The organism is Bacillus haynesii (assembly GCF_014042035.1).
Taxonomy (GTDB): domain Bacteria; phylum Bacillota; class Bacilli; order Bacillales; family Bacillaceae; genus Bacillus; species Bacillus haynesii.
Window position 1 is genome coordinate 78,549 of sequence record NZ_CP059494.1, and the last position, 20,534, is coordinate 99,082.

Sequence of the window (20,534 nt, forward strand, 5' to 3'; positions counted from 1 at the left end):
TAAAATACAGGGGGAAATGGACATGAGCAAAAAAGTTATCGTATTGGGAGAGTTCAGGGACGGTTCGTTGAGAAATGTGACATTCGAAGCGATAGCCGCAGGAAAAACGGTTGCCCAAGGGGGAGAGGTAATCGGCGTTCTCTTCGGTGAAAGCGTTTCAAGTCATGCGGCAGAACTGATCCATTACGGCGCTGACAGAGTGCTTACAGCCGAAAACCCGCTCTTGAAAAACTATACGTCTGACGGCTATGTTCAAGCCTTTTTGCCAATCATTGAACGCGAGAATCCGGACGTGATGATTTTCGGCCATACGTCAATGGGAAAAGACTTGTCGCCGAAGCTTGCAGCCCGTATGGGAACAGGGCTGATATCGGATGCCGTCGACGTCGAAGTGGCCGGCGGCAACATCGTGTTTACAAGGCCGATTTACTCAGGCAAAGCGTTTGAGCGGATCATTTCCGAAGATGAAACGATTTTTGCAACGATCAGACCGAATAATATCGCCCCGCTTGACAAAGATGAGACGCGGACAGGAGCGGTTGAAAGCATCGAAGCAGATATTCGGGACATCAGAACGGTCATCAAGGACATTGTCAAAAAAACGTCCGAAGGCGTCGATTTGTCTGAAGCGAAAATTATTGTAGCAGGAGGTCGCGGCGTCAAAAGCGAGGAAGGCTTTAAACCGCTGCAGGAGCTTGCCGACGTATTGGGTGGCGCGGTCGGCGCTTCTAGGGGAGCCTGTGACGCAGACTACTGCGACTATTCGCTTCAAATCGGCCAGACCGGCAAAGTCGTGACACCTGACTTATATATCGCCTGCGGCATTTCCGGAGCGATTCAGCACCTCGCAGGGATGTCAAACAGCAAAATCATCGTTGCCATCAACAAAGATCCGGAAGCTGATATCTTTAAAATTGCCGACTACGGGATCGTCGGCGACTTATTTGAAATCGTTCCGCTGCTCACGGAGGAATTTAAAAAGCTGAGCGTCAGCACTTGATCAAAAGCCGGCCTGAATGGCCGGCTTTTTACATAGGCACATTTCCGTCTTCTGCAAAATAACATGGGATATGGACATTTTCAGAAAGGCTAAAATCCCGATGTGTAAAACTGTGCAGATAGGGAAACGTATAATCAAGCATTATGTTAGCGTGAACCAAAGGGAGATGCTATACTAAAAAGCATAATTTCACAATTGGAGGAATGAAAGAATGGCTATCGTAAAAGCAACTGATCAAACATTCTCAACTGAAACAAGTGAAGGCGTAGTTCTCGCCGACTTCTGGGCTCCTTGGTGCGGACCTTGTAAAATGATCGCGCCCGTACTTGAAGAGCTTGATCAAGAAATGGGAGACAAACTGAAAATCGTAAAAATCGATGTTGACGAAAACCAAGAAACTGCCGGCAAATACGGCGTGATGAGCATCCCGACTCTCCTCGTACTAAAAGACGGCGAAGTGGTCGAAACATCTGTCGGCTTTAAACCGAAAGAAGCGCTTGAAGAATTGGTCAACAAACATTTGTAAAATAGAAACCTGTGAAAAAGGCGATTCCAAAGGGATCGCTTTTTTCTTACAAACCGCCATCTTCCTTCTCCAATTGTGGCGAACGTACGGTCGGTCATGGTAAACTAAAATTAAGGAAAAACGCCGAAACAAGGAAGGATTTTTGATGAACAAAAAAATCAAAGAAAAGCTGGCCCTTCTCCCGGATCAGCCTGGCTGCTACTTAATGAAAGACAGGCAGGATACCGTCATCTACGTCGGGAAAGCGAAAATCTTAAAAAACAGGGTCCGCTCCTATTTCAGCGGTTCCCATGATGCCAAAACACAGCGTCTTGTCAGTGAAATTGAAGACTTCGAATACATTGTCACATCCTCGAACATCGAAGCGCTCATTCTTGAAATGAATTTAATCAAAAAGTACGACCCGAAATATAATGTGATGCTGAAAGATGATAAAAGCTACCCGTTCATTAAAATCACGAATGAGCGGCATCCGAAGCTGATTGTCACAAGGAAGGTCAAAAAAGACAAAGGCCGCTATTTCGGACCGTACCCCAATGTCCAGGCTGCAAGGGAAACAAAAAAGCTGCTGGACCGCCTCTATCCGCTCAGAAAGTGCGCCAAACTGCCGGACCGCGTCTGTTTGTACTATCATCTCGGACAATGTCTGGCGCCATGCGTATATGATGTGTCTGAGGAGACAAACAGACAGCTCACAGAAGAAATTACCCGCTTTTTAAAGGGCGGATACAATGAAGTCAAGAAAGAACTTGAAGCAAAAATGCTTGAAGCCTCGGAAAACCTGCAGTTTGAACGGGCGAAAGAATTCCGCGATCAAATTGCCCATATCGAGTCAACGATGGAAAAACAGAAAATGATGCTGAACGACATGGTTGACCGCGATGTATTTGCCTATTCGTATGACAAGGGCTGGATGTGCGTCCAGGTCTTCTTCATCAGGCAAGGTAAATTGATTGAAAGGGATGTCAGCATGTTTCCTCTATACAGGGAAGCAGATGAGGAGTTTTTGACGTTCATCGGGCAATTTTACTCAAAAAACAACCATTTTCTTCCGAAGGAAATTTTGGTGCCTGACAGCGTCGATAAGGACATGATTGAGGAGCTTTTGGACGTGCACGTGCGCCAGCCGAAAAGAGGAGCGAAGAAAGATCTGCTGCTCCTTGCCCATAAAAATGCAAAGCTCGCTTTGAAAGAGAAGTTTTCGCTCATCGAACGGGACGAAGAGCGGACGATCGGCGCGATTGAAAAGCTTGGCAAAGCGCTGGGCATCTACACGCCGTACAGAATTGAAGCGTTTGATAATTCAAATATTCAAGGAACGGACCCTGTTTCGGCCATGGTTGTATTTCTCGACGGAAAACCGCATAAAAAAGAGTACCGCAAATATAAAATCAAGACAGTTGAAGGTCCTGACGACTACGGATCAATGCGCGAAGTCATCAGAAGAAGATATACAAGGGTGCTGAAAGAAAATCTGCCGTTGCCTGATTTAATTTTGATCGACGGCGGAAAGGGGCAGGTGTCTGCTGCCCTTGACGTTCTGGAAAATGAATTGGGTCTCGATGTCCCTGTTGCCGGTCTGGTGAAAGACGATAAACACAGAACATCCAACCTTTTGATCGGTGATCCCCTTGAGATCGTCCAGCTTGAGCGGAACAGCCAGGAATTTTACCTGCTTCAGCGCATTCAGGACGAAGTGCACAGGTTTGCGATCAGCTTCCACAGGCAGCTCAGGGGAAAAAGCGCATTTCAATCGGTGCTCGACGGCATACCGGGCGTCGGCGAACAGCGGAAAAAACTGCTGTTAAAACATTTCGGTTCCGTTAAGAAAATGAAGGAAGCGAGCGCCGAAGATATCCGCAAACTCGGCATTCCCCTGAAAACGGCGCAGCTGATTGAAGAGGCTTTAAAAAAATAATGTTGAACTTTTAAAAAGAATCTGATAGAATTTGTACTAATTTCATAATAAGATCGTGTGATATGGTGAAGATAGAGGTGCGAACTTCAAGAGTAGGCTTGATGAGGAAGATGGATTCCGATGAAGAAAGCTGAAAGGGGAGCGTCGCCGAAGCGGGGAAAAATCCATTCATTTTTCCTGCTGGCTTTACATTGAATAAATGTAAGGCTGTCAAGAATTCATTTCTTGGAGGGCTATCTCGTTGTTTAAGATCATCGGCATTTTTGTTGGTTAAAGCAATGAGGGAATTCTCTCATTGCTTTTTTTGTATGAAAAAACCGTACAGCCCGCTGGTCAAGCTTTCCTCTTCATACATAAACAAGCACGAACGAAAACAAAAAGGGTGGTATTTGATGGGTCTCATCGTCCAAAAATTTGGCGGAACTTCCGTAGGGTCAGTGGAAAAAATATTGAATGTCGCAAACCGCGTCATCGAGGAAAAACAGCGCGGTCATGATGTTGTCGTCGTCGTTTCGGCGATGGGCAAATCGACGGACTCCCTCGTCGCGCTTGCTAAGGAAATTACCGAACAGCCGAGCAGCAGGGAAATGGATATGCTGCTGACAACAGGAGAACAGGTGACAATTTCGCTGTTGACAATGGCTTTGCAGAACAAAGGGTATGATGCGGTTTCCTATACAGGCTGGCAGGCCGGCATCGAAACCGAAAATATTCACGGTAACGCAAGGATTACGAACATTAATACAGGCAAGCTGAAAGAGCGCCTGAATGAAGGGAAAATCGCCGTTGTCGCCGGATTCCAGGGCATCACAGCGGAAGGTGAAATCACAACGCTCGGCAGAGGCGGATCAGATACGACAGCCGTTGCCCTCGCAGCTGCCCTGAAAGCCGATAAATGCGACATTTACACCGATGTACCGGGGGTTTTCACAACCGATCCCCGCTATGTGAAAACAGCGCGGAAGCTGGCCGGAATCTCTTACGATGAAATGCTTGAGCTTGCCAATCTCGGAGCAGGCGTCCTTCATCCGAGAGCTGTTGAATTTGCGAAAAACTATCAGGTGCCTTTGGAAGTCCGTTCAAGCACCGAAAAAGAAGCCGGCACATTAATCGAGGAGGAATCATCAATGGAACAGAATTTAATCGTAAGAGGCATTGCATTTGAAGATCAGATCACACGCGTGACTGTATGCGGCCTGGCGAGCGGCTTGACGACGCTGTCAACGATTTTTACAACGCTCGCCAAACAGAACATCAACGTTGACATCATCATTCAATCGGTGACAAGCACAAGCAAAACGTCGATTTCTTTCTCCGTGAAAACAGAAGACTTAAAACGGACGGTCGAAGTTCTCGAAGAATACAAAGACGCGCTCGACTATGAACAGATTGAAACGGAAAACAGGCTTGCCAAAGTGTCGATCGTCGGTTCAGGCATGATCTCCAACCCGGGGGTAGCAGCGGAAATGTTCGCTGTGCTGGCGGAAAAAAACATCCAGGTCAAAATGGTCAGCACATCCGAAATCAAAGTTTCGACTGTCGTCAACGAAGGCGATATGGTGAAAGCCGTTGAAGCGCTGCATGATGCTTTTGAACTGTCGAAAATAAGCATAGCTGCGAATTAAACATCCTGCAATTTGCTAGCAGGAGGAGAATGGTATGTAATCAGAGTTAGTAAGGGCTAATGCAAAGTCGAATAAGGCGGGAAATCCGCGAAAATGAAGATGAATATTCTTCCTTAGGGAGCTCAATCATATCGCTGTTTTCCGCTCTGATAAGCTTTTATCCATTGTTTGTTGTGGAATGGCTTTAGTAGTCGGGAGACGATTGATAATAACACAGAGCGATTTTACGATGCTGCATCCTTTTTCTTCGTAAAATATATCCGCGGTCCCCGCCTATGACACTTTGTGCGAAATAAATTTGATTAAACAGAGCCCAATACGGTTGCGATGTTTGTAATACCGAATCAGCCAGAGGCCAAATTTTATTCCTTTTTGATATAAATAATAGGCCGAAAAATAAAATGTTACTTTTCAGCTATTGGTTGGCTGTTTTGGTTTCTACTTGATGTATGGGTCCTTTTTTCATATTCAGGCTATGTGCTTTTATTGTATGATGAGCGATTTCTTTATTGCTTTTTCTATATCATCTAAAACAAGCGATCAAAAAAAGTATGATGCTTAATCATGATCCATTAGGTAATGGCAAATATAATTTAAAAACGGCACCTTGTTTGTTATGGTTTTCTGCAGTAATTTTACCTCCATGTACTTCTAAAATCTCCTTGCTTATGGCTAAGCCCAATCCGGCTCCTCCTGTTTTTCGATTGCGAGAGGTTTCTCCTCTGTAAAGCGGCGTAAATATCTGGTCTAACTCGGACTCGTGCAGCCCCTTTCCTTTATCCCGAATGGCAATGACAGCGTATTTTTTCTCTTCGAACAGTGAAACGTAGATGTCGCTGTTTTTAAAAGAAAATCTTATGGCATTGTCTATTATGTTGTAAAAAGCTCTGGAAAAAAGCTCGGGATCTGCATAAACATATGTATCACCTTCAGGAATTGATTTTATGAGATGAATTCCCTTTTCTTCTAATATTGCTGAGTAATCGTTCAGGTAATCGTCAAGTAAGCGGTTTAGGTTTACAAACTCTACACTTGGTTTTTCTTTGTAAAGTTCTAGCTTCGTGTATGAGAATAGGTCTGACACTAAATGATTCAGCATATCCGCTTTATTTCTGCATGTCGCAATGTATTTCTTTACTTTTTCAGGGGCTTGGTGTAATTGCTTTTCTATGATTTCTAGATATCCCCGGATTGTAAATATTGGTGTCCGTAAATCATGCACGATAGAAGCAATAAACAGTTTTCTTTCGTTTTCAAGTGATTGTTGTTTGGCTAATGATTTCTTTAGCTGCAGCTGCATGGACTTAAATCCGTTTGATACTTCATGAATTTCTGTAACACGTGAAGAAGGAAGAGAAAAATTGAAATCCTGTTTTGAAATGAGCTGTGATGTTTTCTCCAGTGCAGTCAACGGGATTAATACTTGTTTATTCATAAACCATGCAGCTGTCGCCAAAAGCATCAGGAAAACAAATAATGCGATGAATAAGCCTCCATACTGTTCTAGAAAACTGTTTTCTGAACCATTGAAAGCATGGAGTGCAGGCCTTTTATCTTGAACATATAAAATGCCTGCGAGTTTTTTATTCTGATATACATAATATTCTTCAAGAAGATAGTTTGTATTCCCAACTGAGTAATCTGCTGTTTGCTCTATTTTTGTAATCTGATGATTATCTGGTTTTTCTATTGTTGAAAATAAGACTTTTTGATCTTTGTTCAGCAAGCGTATCCCTATATAAAGCTCATCAGTTTTATGATGTATTTGTTTTTGCCACTCTTTTTTGTTCCAATTTTCCGGCTGATTCAGAATGTTTTGTTCCAGCCAAGGCATTATATCTTCTATTTCAATAGAATTTGTTTTTGATTCATTATAAAAATGGACGGCCATTTTTGTAGTAAGAATGGGGAGCAAAATAAATGCAATAATGAAGAGAAACAGCCATTTTTTTATTGCCAGTCTTTTTTTGTGCCCCTTTAACATGTTTATGCCCCCTCCACAAATTTGTATCCGACACCCCAGACAGTTAGGATCCAGCGCGGCCGAGAGGGGATTTCTTCAATTTTTTCCCTGATTCTCGCGACGAATACCCTTACTGTATGCGGATCACTATAATGCTCTCCCCATATAAATTGGATAATTTGATCGTGTGTAAATACTTGATGGGGATGTCTGCTAAGTAGAGATAATAAGTCAAATTCCTTTGAGGTGAGGGAAACTTTTCTTCCGTGTATATGTACTTCTCGGGATAAGTAATCAATTGTAAGGCCGTTGAATGAGTGTCCGGGTTTTTGCTGTCCGGAGCGCCGTCTCACTGCTTTGATTCTGGCTACAATCTCACCTGGTGTTGCCGTTTTTACAATATAATCATCACCCCCGACACTTAATCCCCTGATTTTATCGGTTGGATCCTCTTTGGCGCTTAAAAATAAGATAGGGACATCCTTTATGTCTCTCAGCTTCTTGCATATCGAAAAGCCTGATTCCCCCGGCATCATTACATCCAGTAAGATACAGTCGACCTCTTGTTTGTTGACAATGGAGAGTGCTTGTTCTCCATTAAATGCTGTTAGAACATTGTAATTCTCGATCTCCAGAAAGTCTTTCATCAGTTCAATAATTTCTGCATCATCATCGACGACTAATATGGTTTCTTTCATTATCGCCATTCCTTTCTGTTTTGCTTCTGAATAACATTATGACGTTTTTTTGGTAATTGCGGAATATGTGTGAATAAATCTTGATATTTTATTGATATTTTATTAACGCCCTATTGAGTTTAGCTATTTAAAATGAAACTGAACTATAAAAAGAGGTGAAAAACATGAGAGCTTCAGTCCTGCAAACCAAAAAGTTATCAAAGTCATATGGAGAGGGAGTACATCAATTTTTTGCATTAAGAAATATTGATTTGGATATAAAAAAAGGTGAATTTACAGCTATTATGGGTCCTAGTGGTTCTGGAAAGTCTACGTTATTAAATATGCTGTCAGGGCTAGATAAACCAACTTCAGGAGAAGTCACACTAGACGGTATTCATTTATCTCAGTGTAATGAGTCCCAAATTACACAACTCAGAAGAAATAATATCGGTTTTATTTTTCAGTTGTTTAATTTGATTCCTGTGCTTACAGCAGAGGAGAATGTAACGCTTCCTATACTCCTAGCTGGAAAGAAAGATAAATCGGTAAATAAAAAGGCAAATGATTTGCTGCAATTATTAGGGATTGGAAGACTCGCTTCTTCTTATCCGTCCCAGATGTCAGGGGGACAGCAGCAGCGGGTTGCAATTGCAAGAGCGCTTATTATGGAACCCAGTATCGTATTAGCAGATGAACCAACCGGAAGTCTTGATACAAAAACTGGTGATGCCATTTTGACAATTCTCCGCCACTTTTGCGATACGAAAAAACAATCGCTTATCATGGTGACGCATGATGCAAATGTGGCTTCACATGCACATCGGATTGTATTTATGAAGGACGGGGAATTGGCGGGAGATATTCAGCTCACTGCGACTCCTAAAGTAAATTTAAGCCATATTACTAAAAGATTAGAGGATGTATACGCATGAATTTAACTGCTCAATTGGCTTGGCGATTTTTGAAAGCAAGAAGAGCCAGGTCTATATTTGCTGTGATCGGTATTAGTCTTGGGGTTATGCTGCTGATTATTTCGCAAATCATGATGACAACTTTAGAACAATCAAACGAAAAAACAGTGTTGGAAAAATACGGAGATTTTGATTTGGTTTCAGGTTATAACGGATCAACCAAAAAATTGAGTGCGAAAGATTTGCAAACAATAGAGGGATTTCCAGATGTAGATCAAATAACCCCGATGTTATTTCCGTATGCAAGCAAAGATATGCTGGCTGCTGTTGCATCTCAGCCTGTTTATATAGGCTTTAAACATCACCAATTGGCTATGGAGCACCCGTTGGTTTCCATCGGTAAAGGTGGATTTCCGAGAGCTCAGGAAGTGGTAATCCCTGCTCGATATGCAAAAGCTAAGGGCTTGGATGTTGATTCCGAAATTAGTTTTCCTTTTCCTCCAGGGGACAATGTAAAGGTAAGAGTATCTGGTATTTTAAATGAAAGCGAGCAATTAAATAATATCGTCATTTTTGATTATGATTGGCTCGCAGCGCAAACCCATAATGAAAATAAAGCAACGGCAGTCATGGTGAAATTAAATCAATCAGCTGATAAACAAAAAGTAATAGAAGATTTAAAGGACCATTTTGAAGACATATCCATTGATCAACGCAAGGCGATGACGACAGAGAAAGAACAACTGGGCGGGTTAAAACCGATTGTCAACGGTTTATCAATTACAGTCTTGTTAGGAAGCCTATTAATCGTAGTCAGCACTTTGCAAATGTCGGTTCAAGAAAGACAAAAAGAATTAGCAACATTAAGACTTTTAGGCGGAAAGCCTGCCCAATTGTTTTATATGGTCATCTGGGAAGCTTTTCTGATAGGGACTATGGCTGCATTAGTGGGAACGGTTACAGGTACTGTACTATGTTATGCCCTGTCCAATATTGCTGAACAATTTATAGGCTATTCCATCCAATCAATATCAATCCCGGCAAAAAGTATAATCATTTCGTTTTTTGGAAGCATTCTTTTGACTGTCTTAGCAGCAACAATACCAGCTTTATCGACTAGCAGGCTTTCTCCTATCGCTGCATACAGCCAAAAAATCAATAAAAGTAAAGCGGAATCAAAAGCAACCATTATCGGCCTGTTCATGATTTTGCTATTGCTGGCAGCTATGACATTTGCAGTGCATAAAAGCGGAGGAAGCGGCAGCTTCAGTATTCTGTTAGGGGTATCATTTGTACTCATTATGTTTGTGATGACTCCTACAGTATTGAGGATCATTGTAACGGCACTAACTTTTCTCTTAAGGCCGTTTTATCAAATGGAAAGCATGATTGCCGGAAGAAATGCTCTGAAAAGAATGAGAAGAAGTCAGCAAATTGCTAGGGTATTAACGTTAGCAGTCATTGTTGGATTCGTTGGATATATGATTTTGCAAGCTGTTGTCAGTCAAACAGAAAAAACAATATCAAAACAATATCCGCTTGATTATGTCATACAGGCTACCGAAGCCTCGTATGAGCCAGGTTTCTCTTCTTCAATTATAAAACAAATTGATCATATGAACGGAGTTGAAACAATCCCGGTTCAAACAAGTATATTAACACATACTTTGGATTTAGATATAAAAAAAGTAGATTCAAACTGGAACGGGCAATTTATGACCGTAAACGGAAAAAAAGAAATTTTAACGAGTGTGGGCGGCCTGGATTTGGAAAAAGTACGCAACACTGCTCCTTTTGAAATTGTAAAAGGCCGAATTGATCACCTTAAAGATGATGAGGCCGTGATTACGAAACAATTCTCTGAGGACATCGGGTTTCGAGTCGGAGATACAGTCACATTGGAACCAGATGAATTAAGTGAAGTTTCTGGCAAGAAGCCATTTACATTACGCATTGTCGGTGTCGTTGACGAAGTGCCTATTTTACCTGATGAAGATTTAAGATTCTTTACTAATGAGACTACGTTAAAAGGGTTGTTTCATCTTCAAAAAACAGAACAAATATTTTTTAATATTAAGGATCAAAGTGAAAAAGGCCATATAAAGGCCAAAATTGAGAAACTGATGGAAAATCCCCAATATCAAGATGCTATTTTGTATGATAGAAAAGAAGAGATGGATAAATTTTATCAACAGTACAAACAGCGTATTGTATTATTGGGAAGCAGCGTGTTAATCATCACCTTAATTGCACTTGTTGGCTTAATGAATAGTATGGCAAGCAATTTAAGGGAAAGTAAAAAAGAGTTTGCGATGATGAGAGCCATAGGTGGAAAGCCATGGCAAATCGTTCGACTCGCTTTATATGAAGGAATTGTTATTTCATTAGCTGGTTGTATAATGGGTTTAATTTCAAGCGTTATACTGGGGTATAATCTATTATCAGCTTTAGATGTAAAGAACCTCGAAATACCTTATGTGATAATTTTCATCATATTATTAATAAGTCCATTACTGGGTATTCTATCTGCCCTTCCTTCTGCATTGTGGCTTTCAAAAAGTAACTTAGTAAGATCGGTGTTTGAAGATTAATTTTTAAGCATAACCGTTTCTAACTTAAGTGATTATTGACGATAAAAATAGTGCCGGAAGAATGAAGCAGTGGATGTGTGATTTGCCGATATTCTCAGCAGAAGGTTTAAGAGTGTGTGTTCATTTGAGTTTTATTGTAAAAAGGCTGCTGAAAATCAACAGCAGCCTTTCGAGCATCATGCCGGATCTTTCATATCCCATTTGACGGTCAATACAACTTTTCCGGCTCTTTTTTTCACTTGTTCATACGATTCGGCAATTTGTTCGTTCATCAGTTGGATTTGCTCGGCGATAAATCCGGCTTCAAGCTGAAAGCAGGGTTCCTTTTGATATTTGAGGCGGTTTGAGACCAGCGGGCCTTCGAGCTCAAACTCAAGCTCCTGTTTTTTAGAATGGACGATCGTAAGCGTTCCCCAGCCTGCATCCAGAAAGAAAGCGGGAAGATCCTCCCTGGATTCAAGCGGGAACTTGCGGGCGAGCTTTTTTCCCGCCCAGTACATCATATCTGCGTAGTCTTGTCCCAGCATATCGGGAAGCAGCACTTCCCTGATCAACTCATAGCCATATGCGGAGACTTCTAGCTCTTTTAATTGCGCTAAGTTTGCTTCATATTTGTTCATATCCAATGTCTCCCCTCTTTTCTCCGTTTATTATAGCTTAAATGGGGTGAAAGATTACAGCGGGGATATGCATTTAGGAAGAAAAAAAACTGATATATTTATATTTTGATAAAATAAAATTTTCAAAAATATGATTAAATTTTAGAAAATTTCAATTTATGTACGCGTTTTCTTGACGCCTTTTTCTCATAGGAGTAAAATGAAATTGTCATAAAAACTTAACAAAGTGCGATATTTGAAACAGGACGGGGGATAGGAGACCTTTCATTTTTACTGCACTTTTCAACTAGGGGGTAAAGCAATGGCCGGGAACAGAGAGTTTGTTTATCGAAGACTGCATTCTTTGCTTGGCGTCATACCGGTAGGCATATTTTTAATCCAGCATTTGGTTGTCAACCATTTTGCGGCAAGCGGAGAGGAGGCGTTTAATAACGCCGCTCACTTTATGGAAAACCTGCCGTTCAGGTACGCTTTGGAAATCATCGTGATTTTCCTTCCGCTGATTTATCATGCTGTTTATGGAGTATACATAGCTTTTACAGCAAAAAATAATGCGAACAGATTCGGATTTTTTAGAAACTGGATGTTCGTTCTGCAGCGGATTACAGGAATCATTACCTTGATTTTTGTCAGCTGGCACGTGTGGCAAACACGGATTGCCGCCCAAATGGGGGCAGAAGTGAACTTTGACATGATGGCTGATATTTTGAGCTCCCCGATCATGCTCGGCTTTTACATTGTAGGTGTCCTCTCAACAATCTTCCACTTTTCAAACGGTTTATGGTCGTTTGCTGTCACTTGGGGAATCACCGTTTCTCCTCGCTCACAGCGAATCGCCACGTTTGTGACAATGGGAGTCTTTGTTGTGCTGTCCTATGTAGGGCTGAGAGCGATTTTGGCATTTGTGTAAAAGAACTAGATTACTAGAGGGAGTGGGGCAGGCATGAGCAATTCAAGCATCATCGTTGTCGGCGGAGGACTTGCGGGTCTGATGGCGACCATTAAAGCTGCGGAAGCAGGAACAAATGTAAAACTATTTTCGATCGTTCCCGTTAAGCGCTCACATTCCGTATGTGCGCAGGGCGGAATCAACGGAGCGGTCAATACAAAAGGTGAAGGCGACTCCCCTTGGGAGCATTTTGACGATACGGTTTACGGAGGAGACTTTCTGGCCAACCAGCCGCCGGTCAAAGCGATGTGTGAAGCGGCGCCGTCGATCATTCATTTGCTTGACCGCATGGGCGTCATGTTTAACAGAACACCTGAAGGGCTGCTTGACTTCCGGCGCTTCGGGGGAACCCAGCATCACAGAACGGCATATGCGGGAGCGACGACCGGACAGCAGCTCTTGTACGCGCTGGATGAGCAGGTTCGCCGCTTCGAAGTTGAAGGGCTTGTTTCGAAATATGAAGGCTGGGAGTTTCTCGGAGCCGTTCTTGATGATGACAATGCGTGCCGGGGTATCGTCGCCCAAAATTTAACGACGATGGAAATCGAGTCGTTCCGTTCAGACGCAGTCATCATGGCGACCGGGGGACCGGGCATCATCTTCGGAAAATCGACGAACTCGATGATCAATACCGGATCAGCCGCTTCGATCGTTTATCAGCAGGGTGCTTACTACGCGAACGGAGAATTCATCCAGATCCACCCGACCGCCATTCCGGGAGACGACAAGCTGCGGCTGATGAGCGAATCGGCGCGCGGTGAAGGCGGACGAGTCTGGACGTATAAAGACGGCAAGCCTTGGTATTTCCTTGAAGAGAAATATCCGGCATACGGAAACCTTGTGCCGCGTGATATTGCGACGCGTGAAATATTTGATGTATGCGTCAGACAAAAGCTCGGCATCAACGGCGAAAACATGGTATATCTCGATCTTTCCCACAAAGATCCGAAGGAATTGGACATCAAGCTGGGCGGAATCATTGAAATCTATGAAAAATTCATGGGTGACGATCCGCGCAAGCTGCCGATGAAGATTTTCCCTGCGGTCCACTACTCAATGGGCGGACTCTGGGTCGACTACAATCAGATGACCAACATTCCTGGACTGTTTGCCGCAGGAGAATGCGATTATTCAATGCACGGAGGAAACCGCCTGGGCGCGAACTCGCTCTTGTCAGCTATTTACGGCGGCATGGTCGCAGGTCCGAAAGCCGTTGAATACATTCAAGGTCTTGAAACATCCGCAGAAGATCTGTCTTCTTCCGTTTTCGACAGCTACGTCAAAAAGGAAGAAGAAAAGTGGGCTGACATTATGAAAATGGACGGCAATGAAAATGCTTATGTCCTTCATAAAGAGCTCGGCGAATGGATGACAGATAACGTGACGGTTGTGCGCCACAATGACAAGCTGCTGAAAACGGATGAAAAAATCCAAGAGCTTGCCGAGCGCTACCAAAACATCAATATCAACGATACGGCAAAATGGAGCAACCAGGGAGCCGTATTCACACGTCAGCTGCACAACATGCTGCAATTGGCACGGGTGATCACGCTCGGTGCATACAACCGGAATGAGAGCCGCGGCGCCCATTATAAACCGGATTTCCCTGAACGTAATGACGAGGAATGGCTGAAAACAACAATGGCGAAACATGCAGGCGATTTTGAAGCCCCGAAATTCCATTATGAGGATGTCGATGTTTCATTAATCGCACCGCGTAAACGGGATTACTCGAAGAAAAAGGTGGCGAAATCATGAGTGAAAATAAGACAATCAAGTTTATCATCACTCGTCAGGATACATCGGATTCCGATTCTTACCAGGAAGAGTTTAGAATTCCATACCGTCCGAATATGAACGTGATCTCCGCTTTGATGGAAATCAGAAGGAACCCGGTTAATGCGAAAGGAGAAAAAACGTCGCCGATTGCTTGGGATATGAACTGTCTCGAGGAAGTGTGCGGCGCTTGCTCCATGGTCATCAACGGCAAGCCGAGACAGTCCTGTACAGCGCTGATCGACCAGCTTGAGCAGCCGATCCGCCTTGAACCGATGAAAACATTCCCGGTTGTCCGCGACCTTCAAGTGGACCGGAGCCGCATGTTTGATTCATTGAAGAAAGTCAAAGCATGGGTGCCGATCGACGGCACATATGACCTCGGACCGGGACCGAGAATGCCGGAAAGAAGACGGCAGTGGGCTTATGAGCTGTCAAAATGCATGACTTGCGGCGTATGTCTTGAAGCTTGTCCAAACGTGAACGATAAAACAAACTTTATGGGACCTGCACCGCTCTCGCAAGTCCGCTTATTCAACACCCATCCGACAGGAGCGATGAACAAATCGGAACGGCTTGAAGCGATTATGGGGGACGGCGGACTGGCCGAATGCGGAAATTCGCAAAACTGCGTGCAGTCATGTCCGAAAGGCATCCCGCTCACAACCTCAATCGCTGCATTAAACAGGGATACGACCGTTCAGGCGTTTAAAAACTTCTTCGGAAGCGACAACTCGGAATAACACGAAAAAAACGCACCTCTTCAAGCCGAAGAGGTGTTTTCATGATCAAAGGGGATGAAAAACAATGAAGCTGCCGGGATATATTGAAGAACCGTTTGACACATGGTGTCAATCATTTTCTTTTTTTGATGAAGTATCCGTCCGTTTTTCAGAAACGGACATGTTCGGTCATATGAACAATGTCACACCGTTTGTCTACTTCGAAGAAGCGAGGATTTCCTATTTTAAGCACCTGGGCGTCATGGATCGCCTTTCAGACGGGAATAGCGCGGCAATTCCCGTCGTGGCGAGCCAGCAATGCGATTATTTTCAGCAGGTCATGCTTCATGAACATTTGAAAATCGGCGTCAAAACAGCATCTGTCGGCAACGCTTCCCTCACCCTCCACTATGCGGCGAAAAATGGGGAAGGTGACCTTTGCTTTACAGGAATGGCGGTCATGGTGCAAATTGCGAAAGATACGGGTAAGCCGGTGAAATGGACAGGTGAACAAAAAGCAAAACTGCTTGGCAATGACTCATTTCCTGAGAAATAATTGACAGGGAGAGGAAAATGAAAAAAGCGATGATCATCGGCGCGAGTTCCGGAATTGGCAAAGCGCTTGCCAAGCAGCTGTCAGCCGCAGGAGTGGAGGTCGGTCTTGCAGCAAGACGGTATGAACTGCTAGCCAAATTGCGTGACGACCTCCCTGGACCTTCATACATTAAAAAGGTCGATACAGCCGACAGCGAACGCTCGCCTATACTGTTGAAAGAACTGCTTGATGAGATGAATTGGGCAGACGCAGTCTTCATCTGTTCAGGTGTTGGATATTTGGAAAGCGAAATGGATTGGAGCAAAGAAAAGGAAACGATCGATGTAAATGTGACGGGATTTGTGTCCTGCTCGAACGTGTTGATGGAGCATTTTATCAAAAATAGGAGAGGGCATTTAGTCGGCATTTCATCCATCGCCGCGCTGAGAGGAAACGGAGGGGCCGTCACCTACGCCGCTTCAAAAGCATTCGTTTCAAATTATTTAAAAGGACTTCGTCAAAAAGTGAAAAAACTCGGTTGCGATGAAATTGTGGTCACCGAAATTCAGCCCGGCTTTGTGGACACGGCTCTTGCAAAAGGTGATCATCTGTTTTGGACGGCTTCGCCCGAAAAAGCGGCTGCACAAATCATTCACGCTGTGCAGAAAAAGAAAACGCACGCATATATTACGAAAAGATGGCGGCTGATCTCCTGGATTTTAAAATGTCTCCCTTAGAAATTCAGCCCTGAAACGATGCCTGTGTTATGATTTGAAAAATAGGTGTTTGAGGGAACCCTTTTCTCCGTCAGAAACGTCACCGACCTTGCGTATGTTTCATATGATATCACGACTATATCGAAACCCATTCGTTTCAGATCAGCTCTCACCTTAGCAAGGAGGGTTACAATACTTGAAGGAGAAAGAGTTTCAATCAAAGCCGCTGCTAACAAAAAGAGAAAGAGAAGTGTTCGAATTGCTCGTTCAAGACAAGACAACAAAGGAAATCGCAAGCGAGCTCTTTATAAGTGAAAAGACTGTACGTAATCACATTTCCAATGCGATGCAAAAATTGGGAGTGAAAGGCCGTTCGCAAGCTGTTGTTGAACTTCTTCGAATGGGTGAGCTAGAGCTCTAAATTGAGCCGGTGTTCCTTCTTGTAACAAGAAGGGAACCGGTTATTTGTTTTTAGGTGCAATTTGTATATTCATGTTGAAGTCTTGCAATTTATGTAGAAAAGAAGGAAAATAGACTCAAGTGTTTTGAAAACAAAACAACGAGTCGAGCGAGGTAGAGAAAATGAATTCGAATGCTTCTTTGAATCACATAGCGGATATTGAAAAATCACTCCGCCATATTGCGGGCATCATTAAACAAAAAGGAAGAGAAATTCTCACCCAATATACGATTACCCCTCCCCAGTTTGTCGGTCTTCAATGGCTGTATGAATACGGGGATATGACGATCGGCGAGTTATCACAAAAGATGTACCTGGCGTGCAGCACCACGACGGATTTAATTGACCGAATGGAGAAAAACAATCTCGTTGAACGGGTGAAAGATCCGTCCGACAGGCGCGTAGTCCGCATTCATCTTCTATCGGAAGGAGAGCGGATCATCCAGGAGGTCATTCAAAAAAGGCAGGACTATTTGGAAGACATGTTAGAGGCGTTTTCCGAGGAAGAAACAGCCGCATTTGAAAAATTATTAATTAAACTTCAGCAGGAAATGAACAGAAAATGAGGCGATTTTGTTGGATCAACCGATAGGAGTCATTGATTCGGGAGTCGGCGGTTTAACCGTTGCAAAAGAAATCATGAGGCAGCTGCCGAAAGAAAAAATTATATATCTTGGAGATACGAAAAGGTGTCCATACGGACCTCGGGACAGAAAAGAAGTCCTGTCATATACATGGGAAATGACAAATTATTTGTTATCCCGCCACCATATTAAAATGCTCGTGATCGCCTGCAATACAGCGACGGCCATCGCGCTTGAGGAAATCAGCAGAGAAGTCGCGATCCCCGTCATCGGCGTTGTGCAGCCCGGAGCCAGAACCGCGATTAAAGTGACGGAAAACCAGCGAATCGGCGTGATCGGAACGGAAAACACGATCAAAAGCGGCGCATACGAAGAAGCGCTTCTTTCGCTGAACGGAGATTTAACGGTAGAAAATCTGGCTTGCCCAATGTTTGTCCCGTTTGTGGAAAGCGGCAAATTTTTGGATGAGACGGCTGATGAAATCGTCAGGTCGTCACTGCACCCGCTCAGGGATTCATCAATCGATACGCTGATTCTCGGATGTACGCATTATCCGATTTTAAAAGAACCGATTCAGCGCTATATGGGAGAGCGCGTCAACATCATTTCCTCCGGAGATGAAACGGCCAGGGAAGTCAGCACGATCTTGTCATACAACGGTTTATTAAGCAAAACGTCGGAACCGCCTGAACACTTGTTTTTAACAACCGGGGAACGCGCCCGCTTCACAAAAATTGCAAACGATTGGTTTGGATACGAAGTGAAAAATGTGGTAAGCATTTCTCTTCAGGAAACCGCTATAAAATAAAGCTGCCGCACAAGCAAACGGCAGCTTTTTTCATGAGCCTTTTCTTTTAAAGAAAAGGTTTTTTGAATTCAGAGGGATTTTTTTAAAAAGCGGTCTAATTCAAAAGCGGGCTCGTATACATAATAGTACAAACTGCCTTAGGAGGGAAAAGTATGCTGAAAAAAGGAATGAAAGGAATCGCGGTTTCGGTTACGGCCTCCGCGCTGCTTCTTTCCGGGTGCGGAATATTTCAGTCAGATCAAGCCTCAGAGGAGATAGATCCGCCGCAGGACATCACATATGTAAAAGAGGAGAAGGAGCAAGACAAAACAGACAAAACCAAAGATAAAACAGAAGACAAAGGCAGCAAAACGACAAGCGACGATAAAGCGGCTCAAACGAGCGATACGGTCATGAGAGAGCTTTATCTCATTGATAAGAACGGCTATGTGACAGCCCAGACGCTGTCGCTGCCAAAGCAGGAAGGTACGGCTAAACAAGCGCTTGAATACCTCGTTGAAGGCGGCCCTGTTTCAAACATCCTGCCAAACGGATTCAGAGCCGTGCTGCCGGCGGATACAACGGTCAATGTTGATATTAAAGAAGACGGAACAGCAATTGCTGATTTCTCAAATGAATTTAAAAACTATAAAGCTGAAGACGAGCAAAAAATCGTACAGGCGATTACATGGACGTTAACACAGTTTAACTCGATTGATAAAGTGAAGATCCGCATGAACGGCCATGATTTGAAAGAAATGCCTGTTAACGGCACGCCGATTTCAGAAGAACTCAGCCGCGAGGACGGCATCAACCTCGATACGGCGGGTGTGACCGATATAACGGCGACACAGCCAGTTACCGTCTATTATTTAGCTGAATCAGACAAAGGCACATACTACGTTCCGGTAACAAAGCGGACGTCTGCAAAAGAAAAAGACCAGGTGACGGCGGCGATTAAAGAGCTGACGGAAGGACCGGGCAATAAAAGCGGCCTGCTTTCCGATTTCCAGGGCGACGTTAAGCTTGAAAACGAGCCGAAGATTGAAGACGGCCATGTAACCCTCGACTTTAACAAAGCGATCTACGGGAGTGCCGACGGCGAGAAAAAAGTGATATCAGATGAAGTGTTAAACAGTATTGTGTTGACATTAACCGAGCTGCCTGATGTAAAAAGTGTGTCGGTTACTGTGAACGGAAAAGCTGAGCTCGTAAATGAAAAAGGAGAAAAGCTTTCCAAGCCGGTTTCAAGACCGAGCAAGGTGAACACAGGTAGTTTTTAAGCAGAGATTTTTGATATACTATAGAAAAAGAGGTGAGCGATTAAAGCTGCCTCTTTCTTTATTCAGCTTTTTGGAAGAGCGGAATGATTGTGAAAGGTTTATGTACATACAATCGGAGGTAAAAAATGAGATACGATGGAAGAGAAAACAATGAACTGCGCCCTGTCACAATGGACCTCGACTTCATTACGCATCCTGAGGGATCGGTCCTGATTACAGTCGGCGGGACAAAGGTGATCTGCAACGCGTCTGTGGAAGACCGCGTGCCGCCCTTTTTGAGAGGAGAGGGGAAGGGCTGGATCACCGCCGAATACAGCATGCTGCCGCGGGCCACGAACCAAAGGACGATCAGGGAATCGTCAAAAGGGAAAATTTCCGGACGGACGATGGAAATTCAACGGCTGATCGGACGAGCTCTGCGGGCGGTCGTTGATTTGGAAAAGCTCGGTGAGCGGACGATCTGGATTGACTGCGACGTCATTCAGGCTGACGGAGGTACGAGAACCGCGTCGATCACCGGAGCATTTACGGCCATGGCGCTTGCCGTCGGAAGACTTGTCGAAAAAGGCACGCTGAAGGCGATGCCGATCACCGACTTTTTGGCTGCCACTTCAGTGGGAATCGATAAGGAAAAAGGATTGATCCTTGATTTGAATTATCAGGAAGATTCTGCAGCAGAGGTTGATATGAACGTCGTCATGACAGGCGAAGGCCGCTTTGTCGAACTTCAGGGAACAGGAGAGGAAGCGACATTCTCAAGAAGTGAACTGGACGGGCTTTTAGAACTGGCTGAGAAAGGGATCGCCGAACTCATCGAAAAGCAGAAAGAAGTGCTCGGCGACGTTGCATCAGCCATTCAACAATAACATGAGAAAGGCTTGATATACG

The 20,534-nt window shown here is 43.9% G+C and carries 19 protein-coding genes and 1 riboswitch; of the genes, 16 read left to right on the forward strand and 3 right to left on the reverse strand.

Annotation, left to right across the window (positions count from 1 at the left end; genetic code table 11):
* Positions 1-22: 22 nt before the first annotated feature.
* The 4 genes from H2R00_RS00370 to H2R00_RS00385 all read left to right on the forward strand — a co-directional run bounded on the left by H2R00_RS00370 (position 23) and on the right by H2R00_RS00385 (position 5,069).
* Complete coding sequence (locus tag H2R00_RS00370) at positions 23-1,000, forward strand: electron transfer flavoprotein subunit alpha/FixB family protein (protein ID WP_154997594.1); 978 nt, start codon at positions 23-25, stop codon at positions 998-1,000.
* A 211-nt stretch (positions 1,001-1,211) separates the two neighbouring features.
* Positions 1,212-1,526, forward strand: coding sequence for a thioredoxin (gene trxA / locus H2R00_RS00375; RefSeq protein ID WP_182070260.1), 315 nt, complete (start codon positions 1,212-1,214; stop codon positions 1,524-1,526).
* A gap of 145 nt (positions 1,527-1,671) precedes the next feature.
* The gene (gene uvrC, locus H2R00_RS00380) at positions 1,672-3,444 is read left to right on the forward strand and encodes an excinuclease ABC subunit UvrC (protein WP_154997592.1); all 1,773 of its coding nucleotides are present in this window, start codon (positions 1,672-1,674) and stop codon (positions 3,442-3,444) included.
* Between the two features lie 64 nt (positions 3,445-3,508).
* Positions 3,509-3,688: riboswitch (Lysine riboswitch) on the forward strand.
* A 148-nt stretch (positions 3,689-3,836) separates the two neighbouring features.
* Positions 3,837-5,069 (forward strand): aspartate kinase, encoded by a 1,233-nt coding sequence (locus H2R00_RS00385; RefSeq protein ID WP_154997590.1) that lies wholly within the window; start codon positions 3,837-3,839, stop codon positions 5,067-5,069.
* 562 nt (positions 5,070-5,631) lie between these two features.
* Here the strand turns inward: H2R00_RS00385 and H2R00_RS00390 are convergent.
* Together H2R00_RS00390 and H2R00_RS00395 are read right to left on the reverse strand one after the other, a co-directional pair.
* Positions 5,632-7,053: a sensor histidine kinase gene (locus H2R00_RS00390; RefSeq protein WP_182070261.1), complete on the reverse strand. Its 1,422-nt coding sequence runs from the start codon at positions 7,051-7,053 to the stop codon at positions 5,632-5,634.
* Positions 7,054-7,055: 2 nt separating this feature from the next.
* Positions 7,056-7,730 carry a response regulator transcription factor gene (locus H2R00_RS00395; protein ID WP_182070262.1) on the reverse strand — a complete coding sequence of 225 codons (675 nt, stop codon included), beginning with the start codon at positions 7,728-7,730 and terminating at the stop codon, positions 7,056-7,058.
* Positions 7,731-7,894: 164 nt separating this feature from the next.
* Here H2R00_RS00395 and H2R00_RS00400 point away from each other — a divergent pair, with 164 nt between their 5' ends.
* Positions 7,895-8,644 carry an ABC transporter ATP-binding protein gene (locus H2R00_RS00400; RefSeq protein ID WP_154997584.1) on the forward strand — a complete coding sequence of 250 codons (750 nt, stop codon included), beginning with the start codon at positions 7,895-7,897 and terminating at the stop codon, positions 8,642-8,644.
* Positions 8,641-11,214 carry an FtsX-like permease family protein gene (locus H2R00_RS00405; protein WP_182070263.1) on the forward strand — a complete coding sequence of 858 codons (2,574 nt, stop codon included), beginning with the start codon at positions 8,641-8,643 and terminating at the stop codon, positions 11,212-11,214. The genes H2R00_RS00400 and H2R00_RS00405 overlap by 4 nt, the downstream gene beginning before the upstream one ends.
* Positions 11,215-11,390: 176 nt before the next feature.
* On the opposite strand, the gene H2R00_RS00410 is transcribed toward H2R00_RS00405, so the two are convergent.
* On the reverse strand, positions 11,391-11,834 hold the full coding sequence (locus H2R00_RS00410; RefSeq protein WP_154997581.1) for a YslB family protein: 444 nt from the start codon (positions 11,832-11,834) through the stop codon (positions 11,391-11,393).
* A gap of 301 nt (positions 11,835-12,135) precedes the next feature.
* On the opposite strand from H2R00_RS00410, the gene H2R00_RS00415 reads away from it, so the two are divergent.
* The 10 genes from H2R00_RS00415 (at position 12,136) to rph (ending at position 20,512) form a co-directional block, all read left to right on the forward strand.
* Positions 12,136-12,744, forward strand: coding sequence for a succinate dehydrogenase cytochrome b558 subunit (locus H2R00_RS00415; RefSeq protein ID WP_154997579.1), 609 nt, complete (start codon positions 12,136-12,138; stop codon positions 12,742-12,744).
* A 33-nt stretch (positions 12,745-12,777) separates the two neighbouring features.
* On the forward strand, positions 12,778-14,541 hold the full coding sequence (gene sdhA / locus H2R00_RS00420; protein ID WP_154997577.1) for a succinate dehydrogenase flavoprotein subunit: 1,764 nt from the start codon (positions 12,778-12,780) through the stop codon (positions 14,539-14,541).
* Positions 14,538-15,302, forward strand: coding sequence for a succinate dehydrogenase iron-sulfur subunit (gene sdhB, locus H2R00_RS00425; RefSeq protein WP_182070264.1), 765 nt, complete (start codon positions 14,538-14,540; stop codon positions 15,300-15,302). The genes sdhA and sdhB overlap by 4 nt, the downstream gene beginning before the upstream one ends.
* Before the next feature lie 64 nt (positions 15,303-15,366).
* Entirely contained in the window at positions 15,367-15,837 is a 471-nt protein-coding gene (locus H2R00_RS00430; protein WP_182070265.1) for an acyl-CoA thioesterase, read from the forward strand.
* A 17-nt stretch (positions 15,838-15,854) separates the two neighbouring features.
* Complete coding sequence (locus tag H2R00_RS00435) at positions 15,855-16,553, forward strand: SDR family NAD(P)-dependent oxidoreductase (RefSeq protein ID WP_154997573.1); 699 nt, start codon at positions 15,855-15,857, stop codon at positions 16,551-16,553.
* Between the two features lie 175 nt (positions 16,554-16,728).
* Positions 16,729-16,953 (forward strand): spore germination transcription factor GerE, encoded by a 225-nt coding sequence (gerE, locus tag H2R00_RS00440; RefSeq protein WP_003184172.1) that lies wholly within the window; start codon positions 16,729-16,731, stop codon positions 16,951-16,953.
* Between the two features lie 161 nt (positions 16,954-17,114).
* Positions 17,115-17,558, forward strand: coding sequence for a MarR family winged helix-turn-helix transcriptional regulator (locus tag H2R00_RS00445; protein WP_003184148.1), 444 nt, complete (start codon positions 17,115-17,117; stop codon positions 17,556-17,558).
* Between the two features lie 7 nt (positions 17,559-17,565).
* Positions 17,566-18,384: a glutamate racemase gene (gene racE, locus H2R00_RS00450; RefSeq protein ID WP_182070266.1), complete on the forward strand. Its 819-nt coding sequence runs from the start codon at positions 17,566-17,568 to the stop codon at positions 18,382-18,384.
* Between the two features lie 152 nt (positions 18,385-18,536).
* Positions 18,537-19,646 carry a GerMN domain-containing protein gene (locus H2R00_RS00455; RefSeq protein WP_182070267.1) on the forward strand — a complete coding sequence of 370 codons (1,110 nt, stop codon included), beginning with the start codon at positions 18,537-18,539 and terminating at the stop codon, positions 19,644-19,646.
* Positions 19,647-19,771: 125 nt separating this feature from the next.
* Positions 19,772-20,512, forward strand: a complete 741-nt coding sequence (gene rph / locus H2R00_RS00460) for a ribonuclease PH (RefSeq protein WP_020452486.1) — start codon at positions 19,772-19,774, stop codon at positions 20,510-20,512.
* Positions 20,513-20,534: the final 22 nt, after the last annotated feature.

Excerpts from the sequence above, each read along its gene's own strand:
- H2R00_RS00370 (WP_154997594.1), top strand. The coding sequence starts at position 23 with ATGAGCAAAAAAGTTATCGTATTGGGAGAGTTCAGGGACGGTTCGTTG.
- trxA (WP_182070260.1), top strand. The coding sequence starts at position 1,212 with ATGGCTATCGTAAAAGCAACTGATCAAACATTCTCAACTGAAACAAGT.
- uvrC (WP_154997592.1), top strand. The coding sequence starts at position 1,672 with ATGAACAAAAAAATCAAAGAAAAGCTGGCCCTTCTCCCGGATCAGCCT.
- H2R00_RS00385 (WP_154997590.1), top strand. The coding sequence starts at position 3,837 with ATGGGTCTCATCGTCCAAAAATTTGGCGGAACTTCCGTAGGGTCAGTG.
- H2R00_RS00390 (WP_182070261.1), bottom strand. The coding sequence starts at position 7,053 with ATGTTAAAGGGGCACAAAAAAAGACTGGCAATAAAAAAATGGCTGTTT.
- H2R00_RS00395 (WP_182070262.1), bottom strand. The coding sequence starts at position 7,730 with ATGAAAGAAACCATATTAGTCGTCGATGATGATGCAGAAATTATTGAA.
- H2R00_RS00400 (WP_154997584.1), top strand. The coding sequence starts at position 7,895 with ATGAGAGCTTCAGTCCTGCAAACCAAAAAGTTATCAAAGTCATATGGA.
- H2R00_RS00405 (WP_182070263.1), top strand. The coding sequence starts at position 8,641 with ATGAATTTAACTGCTCAATTGGCTTGGCGATTTTTGAAAGCAAGAAGA.
- H2R00_RS00410 (WP_154997581.1), bottom strand. The coding sequence starts at position 11,834 with ATGAACAAATATGAAGCAAACTTAGCGCAATTAAAAGAGCTAGAAGTC.
- H2R00_RS00415 (WP_154997579.1), top strand. The coding sequence starts at position 12,136 with ATGGCCGGGAACAGAGAGTTTGTTTATCGAAGACTGCATTCTTTGCTT.
- sdhA (WP_154997577.1), top strand. The coding sequence starts at position 12,778 with ATGAGCAATTCAAGCATCATCGTTGTCGGCGGAGGACTTGCGGGTCTG.
- sdhB (WP_182070264.1), top strand. The coding sequence starts at position 14,538 with ATGAGTGAAAATAAGACAATCAAGTTTATCATCACTCGTCAGGATACA.
- H2R00_RS00430 (WP_182070265.1), top strand. The coding sequence starts at position 15,367 with ATGAAGCTGCCGGGATATATTGAAGAACCGTTTGACACATGGTGTCAA.
- H2R00_RS00435 (WP_154997573.1), top strand. The coding sequence starts at position 15,855 with ATGAAAAAAGCGATGATCATCGGCGCGAGTTCCGGAATTGGCAAAGCG.
- H2R00_RS00445 (WP_003184148.1), top strand. The coding sequence starts at position 17,115 with ATGAATTCGAATGCTTCTTTGAATCACATAGCGGATATTGAAAAATCA.
- H2R00_RS00455 (WP_182070267.1), top strand. The coding sequence starts at position 18,537 with ATGCTGAAAAAAGGAATGAAAGGAATCGCGGTTTCGGTTACGGCCTCC.
- rph (WP_020452486.1), top strand. The coding sequence starts at position 19,772 with ATGAGATACGATGGAAGAGAAAACAATGAACTGCGCCCTGTCACAATG.